The organism is Xanthomonas sp. NCPPB 901 (assembly GCF_056725085.1).
This window is the reverse complement of record NZ_CM161511.1, coordinates 2138276-2150341: the sequence shown is the minus strand read 5'-3', so window position 1 is coordinate 2150341 and position 12066 is coordinate 2138276. Positions and strand designations below refer to the sequence as shown.

The 12066-nt window shown below is 61.9% G+C and carries 12 protein-coding genes; 4 read left to right on the top strand and 8 right to left on the bottom strand.

All coding sequences use genetic code 11. The features are described 5' to 3' along the window. Positions 1 to 42: 42 nt before the first annotated feature. From AC1PME_RS08895 to AC1PME_RS08875, 5 genes are all read right to left on the bottom strand, one after another. A complete protein-coding gene (locus tag AC1PME_RS08895; protein ID WP_481097904.1) occupies positions 43 to 444 on the bottom strand; it encodes an H-NS family nucleoid-associated regulatory protein in 402 nt (133 codons plus the stop codon). Between the two features lie 66 nt (positions 445 to 510). Further along, positions 511 to 951: an HIT family protein gene (locus AC1PME_RS08890; RefSeq protein ID WP_481097903.1), complete on the bottom strand. Its 441-nt coding sequence runs from the start codon at positions 949 to 951 to the stop codon at positions 511 to 513. After that, positions 951 to 1808 carry a macro domain-containing protein gene (locus AC1PME_RS08885; protein WP_481097902.1) on the bottom strand — a complete coding sequence of 286 codons (858 nt, stop codon included), beginning with the start codon at positions 1806 to 1808 and terminating at the stop codon, positions 951 to 953. Before AC1PME_RS08885 ends, AC1PME_RS08890 begins: the two co-directional genes overlap by 1 nt. A 14-nt stretch (positions 1809 to 1822) precedes the next feature. Beyond that, positions 1823 to 2332, bottom strand: coding sequence for a TIR domain-containing protein (locus AC1PME_RS08880; RefSeq protein ID WP_481097901.1), 510 nt, complete (start codon positions 2330 to 2332; stop codon positions 1823 to 1825). A 20-nt stretch (positions 2333 to 2352) separates the two neighbouring features. Then, positions 2353 to 3051 carry a hypothetical protein gene (locus tag AC1PME_RS08875; protein ID WP_481097900.1) on the bottom strand — a complete coding sequence of 233 codons (699 nt, stop codon included), beginning with the start codon at positions 3049 to 3051 and terminating at the stop codon, positions 2353 to 2355. Positions 3052 to 3650: 599 nt separating this feature from the next. On the opposite strand from AC1PME_RS08875, the gene AC1PME_RS08870 reads away from it, so the two are divergent. After that, positions 3651 to 4160 (top strand): SHOCT domain-containing protein, encoded by a 510-nt coding sequence (locus tag AC1PME_RS08870; protein WP_481097899.1) that lies wholly within the window; start codon positions 3651 to 3653, stop codon positions 4158 to 4160. A gap of 211 nt (positions 4161 to 4371) precedes the next feature. On the opposite strand, the gene AC1PME_RS08865 is transcribed toward AC1PME_RS08870, so the two are convergent. From AC1PME_RS08865 to AC1PME_RS08855, 3 genes are read right to left on the bottom strand one after another with little or no spacing between them, the layout of a single operon-like run. Beyond that, positions 4372 to 5175: an SDR family NAD(P)-dependent oxidoreductase gene (locus tag AC1PME_RS08865; RefSeq protein WP_481097898.1), complete on the bottom strand. Its 804-nt coding sequence runs from the start codon at positions 5173 to 5175 to the stop codon at positions 4372 to 4374. 37 nt (positions 5176 to 5212) lie between these two features. Continuing rightward, positions 5213 to 6736, bottom strand: coding sequence for a GMC family oxidoreductase (locus AC1PME_RS08860; RefSeq protein WP_481097897.1), 1524 nt, complete (start codon positions 6734 to 6736; stop codon positions 5213 to 5215). Continuing rightward, complete coding sequence (locus AC1PME_RS08855; RefSeq protein WP_481097896.1) at positions 6733 to 8091, bottom strand: alpha/beta hydrolase; 1359 nt, start codon at positions 8089 to 8091, stop codon at positions 6733 to 6735. Before AC1PME_RS08855 ends, AC1PME_RS08860 begins: the two co-directional genes overlap by 4 nt. 222 nt (positions 8092 to 8313) lie before the next feature. Between AC1PME_RS08855 and AC1PME_RS08850 the strand changes: the two genes are divergently transcribed. The 3 genes from AC1PME_RS08850 (at position 8314) to AC1PME_RS08840 (ending at position 11811) form a co-directional block, all read left to right on the top strand. Continuing rightward, entirely contained in the window at positions 8314 to 10167 is a 1854-nt protein-coding gene (locus tag AC1PME_RS08850) for a glycoside hydrolase family 15 protein (RefSeq protein ID WP_481097895.1), read from the top strand. Then, positions 10164 to 11057, top strand: a complete 894-nt coding sequence (locus tag AC1PME_RS08845; protein WP_481097894.1) for an SDR family oxidoreductase — start codon at positions 10164 to 10166, stop codon at positions 11055 to 11057. The genes AC1PME_RS08850 and AC1PME_RS08845 overlap by 4 nt, the downstream gene beginning before the upstream one ends. A 580-nt stretch (positions 11058 to 11637) precedes the next feature. Beyond that, a complete protein-coding gene (locus AC1PME_RS08840) occupies positions 11638 to 11811 on the top strand; it encodes a hypothetical protein (RefSeq protein ID WP_254461222.1) in 174 nt (57 codons plus the stop codon). Positions 11812 to 12066 lie beyond the last annotated feature (255 nt).

The window sequence follows — 12066 nt, the reverse complement described above, 5'->3', positions numbered from 1 at the left end:
CCCCGGTCAACTCGGGGCTTTGTCTACTACCTGCTGAGAAGATTAGCCGGGATATTTTGGAAACTTCTCATCCGGGTGATTCTTTTTCCATTCTTGATAAGCCGATGTTCCTTCCCAAGCCTTGAACGCCAAGGGCGTGCGACCGCGACCAGACCAGGTCTCTTGCGTGTGCGGCAGCCAATACTTCGGAGCAACCTCCTTCTTGGTGCCAGCAGCCTTCTTCGGGCGACCTGGGCCGCTAGAACCACCAACCTGAGCCGCGATGTCGGCTTTTTGCTTGGCGGTGAAGTGCTGGCCGAACCGGCTCAGCAGATCAGAGACTTGAAGAAAAGCATTGGACGCTTCTTGTTCAAGGAGTGTTGCTTCCTGTTCTTCGAGCTTTTTCAGCTCTTCGGCGAGTTTTTCTTTTGCGGAAGCGATGGTATCAAGAGTGAGCTTAGACATTAGTAGGTCTCAACGGGATGCACGCAAATTATGCCATATTAAAAGCTCTGTAAGGCAATCAGCGAGCTATCCCGAATAACTTTTTAAGAACGCCGCAATTTTTTCAGTTTCCCTTAGAGGCAATTCTTCCACGTCTCCCCATAGAGTTCCGCCGTCATCCATAGTTCCAGCAACATGGAAGTGCACATGACCTATGGTCTGGCGAGCATCGATTCCGTTGTTCTGCCAAACAGCTATTCCAGGGCGTCCATAAGCCGCATCGATCAATCGTGCCGCTTCTCTCACCGCAAGAATCAACGCTTTTGCGTGTTCATCATCAAGATCTATGATTGTCGGGCAATGCTTTACCGGGATGACAAGCAAATGGGGTTTCCCCCGCTGCTCCCTTGTCACAAGTGTCGCGGTCAGTTCATTTCGGCATAGTATGGTGTAGGGTCGCTCTCCCCGCAGATACGCACAAAAAGCACAACTTTCGTTCTTTGGAAGCTCGATGTTACTGCTTGTCATCACGAGCTTCTCAATGATGAAAGAAAGGCCTGTAATTCAAGGCGATCGAGCTTTTTAAACACGGCTGGTGGAACAACGACTGTCAACTGATCAGACACTTTACTTTTGCGGGACGCGAACATAAAAGAAAGAATAATTAGCCTTATCGAATCTTGTGCGGGAAGAATACTGGAAATTCTTGACGGGCCACCTCCCCACGGGGTGATTGAAATAGGCTGACAGTTCCCTGTCGCAACCACCTCACTCCAGAGGTCAAACAGGCTCTTCGTTAACCCTTCTATTTGGGAGCTGGCGGAGTTATTTACGTCCATTTCGGAGTAAGCAGAAAAGAATAATTTTCTAGCCTTACTTTTTACTACTGCGACAGTCCCTATTTCGTATCGCACTGTTTTGCCTGGCTTGATCAGTGGCTCGATCGGCGCTTTGCCTTTAAGTGCATTGTCCAAATCAATGTCGAGCCGCTCGTAATCAGATCCGTAAAAATGGTCAATTGCCTGACCTAATAGGGTCTTCTTTTCGATTATCTCAGGCGTCTTGGTGTCGAATGTATTACATATACCAATAACCAGATGATCTTCGTCCTGCTTAAAAATATCCCCTTTCTTTATCTTAATCTTGGTTTCAGGTGAGGAATATTCACACTCAATTGGTCTGGGCCAAGTCACTACAAAAGCGATAACAACGGAAGCAATCACTGCCAAGGCGAAGCCCACTCCTCCGAGGACATGTGAATGCTGTGGAAAAAAAAGGAGCCATATCCTAATTGAGGCGACAATTGTTCCAAGCACGGCAAAACACTTTACAAAGTAGTGGCGCCAGAAACGCCACGTTTTCATGTCCTGCATCAACTCACGCATTGGGATGCTACCTGTTAGAGCCCGAGATTTTCATAGACGCTGGCCAAGTAATAATGAGGCCCTTCACCCCGCTTGGTGGCGTAGTTCGGCGCATAGTCGTCGAGCGCAAACTTGATGATTTTTGGCTGAAATGACACAGACATTGTGTAGTATTTGGCATCCAAGAATGGATCAGGAATAAAATTCCTGTCGATCTTGCGATCGCCATCTAAATTAGCGACAACAACTGGAAGATCAAATTCTTTAATTACCTCAACTTCATGTGCCAAAAAAGAAGAGCCGTCACCCCCCTTTTTCTTTGCATGAGCACTCCCCAGTAAGACAATTTGCTTTGCGTTCTTCAAGCGCTCACGCAAATTTCGTTTGATCGTCTCAGGTTTACTTGTATCGCGGGAGACGAAAAGATCATGGGCATCGTAAAAGTTAAAGTCAATCTTATCGTTGTCCCGCCATGCTTCCATGAGACGATAAAGCTTGATGTCCTCACTGGCAAAAGCGACATAAGTTTTATTTCTATAACTCATAACGAAAATTCCTTTTCGGTTTATTTGACGGGAAAACGCCCTGGGATCAGCTCATAAAGAACATCCAGAGAACTTGGGTCAATCGACGGTTCATACTTTACCGCCCAAGCCTGTAGCTGACTTTCGCTGACTTTAGAGAGGTGATTGACATCAAGCTCATGAATCAAGGGAACTGCCCCAACTGACTCGTTGGATACCGAATCCATCGCCAAGCTGCGTCGATTTTTTCGAGCATCGGATAGCTCCCTCTTTTGGATTATTTTTGATATTGCAATCTCAGCGTAAATCCAAGGGGATGCTGTTTGCGACTTGTTGTTAATCGTTTTTCCTGGCGTCAAAGATTCAGGGGTAGTAAGAAAGAACAGGCATTCGCACTTATCTATCATTTCACCTATCGCCATAGCGAGCATCATATGCACATGGCTTGTTGAGAGGTTTCTCTTCTGATAGTCGTAAATATCTCCACTCTCTTGCAAGCAATACTTATTGTCTATCTTTCTGAGAAGTGCGTCTGCGCTATTCCAAACTACTGAGTCAATAAAGGCAGTCAGTCCGAATTTTTCTTGTAACCAACCGGCCAAACGGAATGCTTTGTCTTCATCGTTATGGGAGTGGGATATGAAGACGTCGGCTTTTACCGTTGGAAACCATACCTTACTCAGAGAACTAGCGTCGAGTTTTCCATCCTCGTCGAGGTAGGAATCTAACGTGTTACTCACTACAAAACTTTGTTGCTCTCGAATCACTCGACCCCGCGCAGCATAAGGGCTTCCGAAAGACTCGGATAAATCTCCTATCTGAAAACCTCGATGCATTTCTCTCCCCTGTTACAGCTCGGCTGCTATTACTTGTAAAAAATCCTCCCTGAGATGGATCGTAGCTGAATAGACTAGAAGCCGTTGTAGGAAAACTCTGATATCTACTGGGTCGGTCGATTTGTCTACATTCTTAACAACTCGCGGATGCTCCATTCTCATGGCATCTTGAGATATCATCTGAGGTATCAAAGCAGGCGGTTTCGTTGGACCCAGAATTCTTTAGGGTCAATGGCTTGCGTCAGGGCGTACTCAGGCTCCGCCCACCTCCACCATCCAAACGTCCAAGGACGTGCAAACAAGGCTGGAATCCCGATCGTATCGAGGTTTCCGGCTTTTTTTGTGCCCGATGCTGGCCGGCAACACGCGGAACGGCACCACCAGAAGCGTCACGCTCGCCACTAGGATCAACCAATTGTGCGGTCGCATGCCATGATGAGAAGGATGCCAACGGCCCCGCATCATCTCAAGTAAGCCTTGCGATCGCTCGCTGAGGAACGGCCATGAAACGCATTCTTTTCGTTTCCATCCTATGGATGGCGCTGCTCGACACCGCACAGGCCGGCGAACCAGAGTTTGCGCAGGTGTCACCAGGCGTGTGGATGGTGACGGTCAAGAACCATGCCGGCATCTTCGCCAGCGCTGCGACGACCAAGCGCAAAGCACTTCTCGCCGCCAACGCGTTCGCCGCCACCAAGGGCATGCAGGCGGTACCGGTGGCAATGGAAGCGGTGGACGCAGGCGGACCGGGCCAGTGGCCCTACGTCGAGTATCAGTTCCGTCTAGTCCCGCTAGGTTCCGATGAGACCGTCGGGTTGCAGCCGCGAGCCGACATGCAAATCGAGGTGAACGCGAGCGCGACATCGCCGGCCGCAACCAGTGATGCTCCGCGCGCACTCGGCGCGCAACCCGATCTATACGCCGAACTGCTGAAGCTCGACGATCTACGGAAGAAAGGCCTGCTCACCGATGCCGAGTTCCAGGCGCAGAAGGCCAAGCTGCTGTCGCGCTAGCCGCGTCGATAGCAGCACTCACGCAGTGTTCCTTCTACACGTTACGGAAGACTGCCACGTTGCCAGCGAACGAAACGCGCCCCACCCCATCGCGCACGCCGGCGCGGAACTGACAGCCGCCGGGACAGCAGCCGAAAACAATTCCAGCTTCCACCATCGGCTCCTGCGAAACACGGAGGAGCACGCCCTTCGTCCCGAGACTAGTTCCGACTCAACCCGCGATGGTCTGCACCGACCCCGAATCGACCCGGATGCCGGCGCCATTGATGAAACTGGCGCGCTCGGAGCAGAGAAACGCGACCGCCGCCGCCACCTCTTCCGGCCGGCCACGCCGCTTGAGGACCATGCCGGGGCGCTCCTCGTCCAGGAACGACGACACCGCTTCATCGAAGGTCGTTCCCTTCTCCTTCGCACGCTTGTGCATCATCGCGTCGGTCATCGGGGTATGGATGAACGCGGGCGACACCGTATTGACCAGCACGTTGTCGCCGCCGTAGGCCTTGGCCAGGCCCTTGGCGAGGCTCAGGATCCCCGCCTTCGACGCGCAATAGGCCAGCTCGTCCACGTAGGGTTGCACGGCGTCCTCGGACGCGAACAGCACGATCCGTCCCCATCGGTTGCGGCGCATCGCGGGAATCGCCTCGCGGCACATCCGCACCGCGCCCATCAGGTTGATGTCCAACGTCTCGAGCCACCCGGCATCGCTCACGTCCAGAAAGTCGCCGGTCGCGCCGGTGACGCCGGCCGCGTTGACATAGATATCCGGATCGCCCAGTTGCGCCCGGACCTGCGCCCAGATCTGCGCGACATCGTTCGCACGCCTCACATCGCCCGCCACGGCGATGACCTCGCCCAGGCCCGACAGTTCGGACAGCGCCTCCTCGAGCGTGCCATCGGCGCGGTCGGTGATGGCCACGCGGACGCCGGCCTGCAGCAGTTGCCGTGCGGTTTCCTTGCCCATGCCCGAGTCGGCGCCGCTGATCAGGGCAATGCGATGGTTGATGCCTAGGTCCATGTCGATGTCCTCGTTGTAGTGAAGGGGAAGCAACCGCCTATTGCGCGAGAAACCGCTCCGCGGTACGCAGGCCGAGCGCCATCTGCGTCAAGCCGGGATTGGCCGCCAACGCACTGGGAAACACGGAGTTGTCGCAGACGTAGAGGTTGCCGATGTCGAACGAACGGCCATCCGGATCGACCACGGCCTGCGCGGGATCGCGGCCCATCCGGCAGGTGCCAAGCGTGTGCGCCGAACGCGCGGCGGCGAAGATGTCCTGGGCGCCGGCCGCCTCCCAGATCGCGCGCAGCGTGCGTGTGGCGTGGGCATCGAGCGCCTGTTCGTTGGGGCCGTAGCTGAAGTCGATGCGCGCCTTGCGCAGGCCGAAGGCGTCGCGCTCGTCGGCGAGCGTCAGGCGATTGGCGTCCTGCGGCAGGCATTCGCCATTGATGCCGATGCCGGCCAGGCGGTTGTAGCGCGTCATGGTCCGCACCAGCGCGGCGCCCCAGCGTCCGGCGCCGCGCGCCAGGGTGTTGGCGAGCGTCACCGGCTGCACGCCCAGGCTCTGGATCAGATAGCCCCCGGCAAACCCGGCATGCGCGGGGCGCAGCATGTCCTCGCTCATCAGCGACGAGGGGTAGCCGCGGTTCATGCGCATGTCCATGTCGAACGCGCCCCAGACCTGGGTGGCGACATGCGCCATGAAATTGCGCCCGACCTGGCCGCTGGAGTTGGCCAGTCCCAGGTTCAGCAGCAAGCGCGGGGTTTCCACACCACCAGCGCACAGGAACAAGGCCGAGCAACGCTGGCGCAGTTCGCGCTCGCCCTGCCGGTAGACGACGCCGCTGACTGCGCCACGGCCGTCGCGCTCGATCCCGACCACCCGGCAATCGGTGCGCAGGTCGGCGCCATGCGCTCGTGCCAACGGCAACCAAGTCGTATCCACACTGACCTTGGCGCCGTTGCTGCAGCCCTGATGACACGCACCGCAATTGTTGCAGGCGACCCGCATGCCCCAATGCGGCTGTTCGTGCGTGCGGGTGACCAATGCCGCCGGTGCATCGGCGGCGGTGATGCCGAGGGCACGGCAGCCGCGCGCCATCGCCTCGGCAGGCGCGTTGCGCTGGGCGGGCGGGAAGGCATAGCAGCGCTCGCCATCCCATGGATAGACCGCCGGCCCGGACACGCCGATGAAGCGTTCGACACGCTGCAGATAGGACAGCAGCTCCTGATGCGGGATCGGCCAGTCTTCGCCCTGGCCGGTCTGCGTTCGCAGCTGCAGATCGCGCGGGTCCGGGCGCGGGCAGAAGGCGCCCCAATGCAGCGTCGAACCGCCGAGCCCCGCACCGGAATTGTTCGGGCCGAATGCCGTCGGCGTGCGCCCGCCGCTGAGGCGCTCGTCCATCCAGTAGATGTCCGTCGCCAGCTCGTCCGCGCGGTGCGCGTCCGGGCCGAACGCCGCGCCGGCTTCCAGCACCACCAACGAGACGCCGGCCTGCGCCAGCCGCGCGGCCAGCGGACCGCCGCCGGCGCCACTGCCGACCACGACCGCATCCGCTACAGCAGCCGAGGCGACGGTCATGGATCAGCCTTGGGCAAAAGCTGCCACGCCTCGCGCCGATCGGCGGCGGTTTCCTGGTAACCGGGGCTGCCCGCGCCCAATCCGCCCACGGCGAAGCCGTCGTAGCCCAATGCGGCCATGGTGACGGGAAGGCTTGTCCAGATCCGCACGGTCTCGGCGCGCAGGTCTTCGAACCAGGCGGCAAGTTGTGCCGCGCTCCATCCGCAATCGGCACAATCGCCCGCCTCGCGCACGAAAATGGCATGCAGCCAACGATCCTGCTCCTGTGCGGACAAGGCGGCGAACCCGCCCGACAGTGCGTCCAGCGCATCGAGCCCCAGCGGCCAGGCGAGACGATCGGGGGGCAGGTCGGCAAAGCGCCATCCGTCGCCCACCCCGGTGGCGAGATCGACGTCGATGCGGCGTGCGATGTCCCTGGCGTCGCCGGCACCGTCCAGCACGCGTTCGACCACCGCGGCCAGCGTGCTCGACTGGCGCGCGCTCAATACCCCTTTCGCCGCGCTGGACGGCCCTGCGTGGCGATGCAGCAGCGTCTTGCGCATCTGCGGCGCGACACGCTCGGCGTTGAGCAACGCCACGAAGTCGTCGGGCAGCCGGCGTGCTGCGGTGCCGTCGACATGCGCGGCGATCAACGCCGCGAGCGCCTGCGGCTGTTCGTAGGGGATCAGGTGCGCGGCCTGCGCCACCACCGCGAGGCGCGCGTCGCGGTAATGCGGCAGGTTCCAGCGCCGCTGCGCCGCTTCGTCGAGATCGCCATCCTCGCTGCCCGCGACGATCAGGGCGGGCACTTCGATGCAGCCGGCTTGCGCCGCGCAATCCTTGCGGCTGCCATGCGTGAGCCAGGCGTTCCATGCGCGCGCGCTGCTGCGCAGCACATCGTCGACGGCGCCGTCGCGCGGCGGCGTCGGCAACGCCGTCGCGCAGTTGTCGTCGACGAACTGCTCGGCCTGCTGCCGCGTGGGACCGGCGGCGGCGAACCAGGACAGCATGGTCTGCCGCCGGGATTCGTCCATCGGCTCGGGCGCGGGCGGCGATGCGGCCACCAGGACGACCCCGGCCAGGCCGGCGAGTCCGGCCATGCCGTCGCGTGCGCGCGCCGCGGCCAGGGTGGCGATCTTCCCGCCCATGCTGTGGCCCACGACATACCAGCAGTCGGGCCTGTCCCGCGCGACCTCGCCCGTGAACCAATCGACCAGCGCCGCCACATCGGGACGGCGCAACGCCGGCGCATTGCCGAAGCCCGGAATGTCCAGTGCGATGCAGTCGAAGCGCGCGTCCAGAAACTCGATCACCGCAGACCACTCGCGCCCGCTCGAGCCGAGGGCGTGCAGGAAGTACAGGACCGGTTTTCCCATGGCGCACCTCGATGACGGTCACGCACGATGGAACAGCCCTCGTCCACGCCACGTGCAGGCCTGCGCGGGCGCGTGCCGTCTTCACCGCGCGTCGGCAGGCCGGCCACTACCGTCGGCCTGCCCTTGCTTATTGCGCTTTCTTCATGCCGCATCGACACGCCATGCCGGAATCGACGACGTACCAGCACCGCGCCAACGCGTGTTGGTGCGGAGCCTGAGCGCGTGCCCGCGACCGCCCGTCGGCGTCGTTCGACCCATACCGCTGAGCGCACCGATGGCGCATTGCCGATCGAGCAGTATGGCGCGCTTGGCGAAGGACGCTCGGTCGCGTTGACCGGGGCGGACGGCTCCATCGATTGGTGGTGCGCGCCCAACATGGACAGCGCGCCGTTGTTCGACCGGCTGCTGGATGCGGAGGAAGGCGGTTACTTCGTTCTCGCCCCGGACCAGCCGTTCCGCAGCGAGCGGCACTATCGGCAAGACAGCAATGTCCTGGTCACCACGTTCACCACCGCATCCGGACGGGCGACGCTGACCGAGTCGCTCAACAGCGGGCATGCGGGACGACTGCCCTGGTGCGAGCTTGCGCGGCGCATCGAGTGCCAGCGCGGAACAATGCGCTTCCGGCTGGAGCTGAAATTCAGCTTGCGGGCCAAGAACGCCAGCCCCTACTGTTCCGCGATCGGCCCGCACACCGTGTTCCATGTCGACCGCCTGCTCGGCGTCATGATCCATGACGACCGGCTGACCTGCGCGTGGTCGGACCACGGCGTTCGCGGCCATATCACCGTCGCGCAGGGGCAACGCGCGACGGTCGGCCTGGTCGTCGGCGAGGACGAGCCGCTGGTCGCCCCCACCATCGAGGAGATCGACAACCGCATCGACCTGACCGACAAGGAATGGCGGGCATGGTCGAAGAACGTGACGTTCTCCGGCGAGGGCCGGGACTTTTTCCTGCGCAGCGCGCTCGCGCTCAAGCTGCTGCTGTATTCGCCCTCCGGCGCCATCGCCGCGGCCGCGACGACGTCGCTGCCGGAACGGATCGGGGGAGACAAGAACTTCGACTATCGCTACGCCTGGGTCCGCGATGCCGGCTACACCATCCAGGCGTTTCTCGCCGCGGGCCTGGAAGCGGAATCGAAGGCCGCGTTCACCTGGCTGATCCGGCAACTGCGGCAGCACGGCCCGAAAGTCGTGTTCACCCTGGACGGCGGAGTGGTTCCCGACGTCACCGAACTGGAGGCCGCCGGCTATCGCAACACCCTGCCGGTGGTGAAAGGCAATCTCGCCGGCGCGCAGCACCAGCACGGCATCTACGGCGACATCTTCGAGACCGCCTATTGCTTCGTGAGCCGCGGCAACATCCTGGACGCGTCCAGTGCCGAACTGCTGTCGCGCCTGGCCGACCAATGCGCCGATCGCTGGCGCAAGGCCGACTCGGGGATCTGGGAACTGCCCGAGCTGCAGCACTACACCATGTCGAAGGTCAGCTGCTGGCAGGCGCTGGCCAGGGCCGTGGAGTTGGCCGATCAGGGCCAACTGCCGACGACCTGTCGCGATCGCTGGGAACGCGAGCGCGACAGGATCAAGGACTGGATCGAAACCCACTGCTGGTCGGACGCGCAACATGCATTCGTGATGTATCCGGGAAGCGATAGGCTGGATGCGTCGGTGGCGCTCGCCGCGCGCTTCCGCTTCGACGGCAAGGATCGCCTGCTGTCCACCCTCGACGCGATCGACCGCGCGTTGGGGGCCGGCGTGTTCCATTACCGCTACTCCGGCATGGCGCAGGAAGAAGGGTGTTTCGTGGCGTGCTCCTACTGGATCGCCGAAGCCTATGCCCGCCTGGGACACAAAGCCAAAGCCAGGAAACGGCTGATCCAGCTCAACGCCGCGCTGGATCGCTGCGACGGCCTGTTGAGCGAGATGGTCGATCCGCATTCCGGCGGTTTCCTGGGCAACTTCCCGCAAGGACTGAGCCATCTCGCCCAGATCATGGCGATGTCGACCATCGAGAACACGCAAACCAATCCGGTGAAACTCCGCCCACACGCCAAGAAGAGGAAGACGCGATGAACGATCGACTGAAGATGCAGGACCCACGCGAACAATACCCCAAGCCGCCGTTCCCGCCGCAGCCGCAGCCGGTTCCGGGGAAGGCGTCGGACATGGACCCGGTTCCCGACCATGGCGAGACCAGCTACCGCGGCTCGGGCAAGCTGACAGGCCGCCGGGCGCTGGTGACCGGCGGCGACAGCGGCATCGGTCGCGCCGCGGCGATCGCGTTCGCCCGCGAGGGCGCCGACGTGGCCATCTCCTTCCTTGCCGAAGAGGCGTCGGACGCGCAGGAGGTCATCGCCCTCATCGAGGCCGAAGGACGCAAGGCGATCAGCCTTCCCGGCGACATCACCGATCGGCACTGGTGCACGGCGTTGGTCGAGAAGGCCGTTGCCGGCCTGGGCGGCCTGGACATCCTGGTGATCAATGCGGGGCGGCAGCAGTATCGGGAAGAGATCGGCGAAGTCAGCGACGAGGATTTCGACAAGACGCTGAAGACCAATCTCTATGCCATGCACTGGATCTGCCGCGCCGCGGTGCCGCACCTGCCGGCGGGCGCCGCGGTGATCACCACCGCGTCCATCCAGGCGTACGACCCGTCGGCGATCCTGCTCGACTACGCGACCACCAAGGCCGGTATCGTCGCCTACACCAAGGCGCTGGCGGCGCAGTTGAGCGAAAAGGGCATCAGGGCGAACGTGGTGGCACCGGGTCCCTTCTGGACCGCGCTGCAGTCCTCTGGCGGCCAACCGATGGAGGCGGTCACCCAGTTCGGATCGAAGACGCACTTCAAGCGCCCCGGCCAGCCGGTCGAAATCGCCCCGCTGTATGTGCTCCTCGCCAGCCAGGAAGGCAGCTACCTGACCGGCGAGGTGTTCGGCGCGACGGGTGGCACCGGCGTCGCCTAGCGCGGCGCGTTGCAGGCACACGGTCGACGCGGTTGCGCGCCCATGCGCGCAATCGCGTTTCCAGTCGCCGGGCCACTTGGCCTTGTGCCGCTGAAAGCGCGGACGCCAGCGGAGCTTTCGTTGCGACCGCGTCCATCCACCAGCGCGCGGGCTGCGGATGGTGCGCGGCAGGCGCAGACACCGCGCGTCACGGCGTACGCTCCGAGCGCAGCGCAATGAACGCCATCGCGCTGCGCCTGCATCGCTACCAAAGACACGAAAACGCATCGCCAGACCGGTGTGCCTGGCGATGCGCAAGGAAGTGGTCCAGCCGCGGATGCTTGCATCCTTGAAGCAGCCCCGAGCGTTGCCTTCGGCCGCACAGCTGGTACGCGTAGGATGCGGCGGCGTCCGTTACGGCGGCGTCCTTGAGGCGTTGCGGAATGATGTCGACGCGACCGCGCCGCGGAACGCGCCGGACGCACGCCCCGCTCGGCGTCCGGCGCTCCGCCTGCCGGAGGCCACCTTCATGGCGCGCCGACGCCCCCGTCACCGCTGGCCTGTAGGGTGGAATGCCCTGACCGCTCCGAGACTGCCCGCCATGCCCTTGACCCAGGAACAACTGCGCATCCTGCAGGACATCCACGCCACCACGCCGGTCAGCGAAGCGGAGGCGGCCTGGGCGGTGCGCGAGAACTATGCGGCGCAAGGCGAGGACGGCGATCTCGCGCTGAACCAGAAGGGCTTGAAGGCCATCGACGGCGACGCGGCGTAGTCGTCCTCGCCGGCGTGTCGGGTTCGCCATGCCCTGCCGGCGCGATGCCAGCGCACCACGTCGCGGCGATCCCGTCATCGCATCGACGCGCACGGCGCCAGCTGGAGGCCAGCACCACGTCCGCTGCGCCGCCGTACGCGGCGGCTCGAGCCACCCCGACCCGGGCACGCCCGTCGTGTGGCGCAACCGACCTCTTCGCAACCTCCGTCCCGGCGTCAATGCGATGCCGTCGCGACGCACAGCGTGTCGACAATC

What these genes read in the sequence shown, in the direction of transcription:
- AC1PME_RS08865 (WP_481097898.1), bottom strand. Translation starts at nt 5,175, where the DNA reads ATGGACCTAGGCATCAACCATCGCATTGCCCTGATCAGCGGCGCCGAC.
- AC1PME_RS08885 (WP_481097902.1), bottom strand. Translation starts at nt 1,808, where the DNA reads ATGCGTGAGTTGATGCAGGACATGAAAACGTGGCGTTTCTGGCGCCAC.
- AC1PME_RS08880 (WP_481097901.1), bottom strand. Translation starts at nt 2,332, where the DNA reads ATGAGTTATAGAAATAAAACTTATGTCGCTTTTGCCAGTGAGGACATC.
- AC1PME_RS08840 (WP_254461222.1), top strand. Translation starts at nt 11,638, where the DNA reads ATGCCCTTGACCCAGGAACAACTGCGCATCCTGCAGGACATCCACGCC.
- AC1PME_RS08845 (WP_481097894.1), top strand. Translation starts at nt 10,164, where the DNA reads ATGAACGATCGACTGAAGATGCAGGACCCACGCGAACAATACCCCAAG.
- AC1PME_RS08870 (WP_481097899.1), top strand. Translation starts at nt 3,651, where the DNA reads ATGAAACGCATTCTTTTCGTTTCCATCCTATGGATGGCGCTGCTCGAC.
- AC1PME_RS08860 (WP_481097897.1), bottom strand. Translation starts at nt 6,736, where the DNA reads ATGACCGTCGCCTCGGCTGCTGTAGCGGATGCGGTCGTGGTCGGCAGT.
- AC1PME_RS08855 (WP_481097896.1), bottom strand. Translation starts at nt 8,091, where the DNA reads ATGGGAAAACCGGTCCTGTACTTCCTGCACGCCCTCGGCTCGAGCGGG.
- AC1PME_RS08890 (WP_481097903.1), bottom strand. Translation starts at nt 951, where the DNA reads ATGACAAGCAGTAACATCGAGCTTCCAAAGAACGAAAGTTGTGCTTTT.
- AC1PME_RS08895 (WP_481097904.1), bottom strand. Translation starts at nt 444, where the DNA reads ATGTCTAAGCTCACTCTTGATACCATCGCTTCCGCAAAAGAAAAACTC.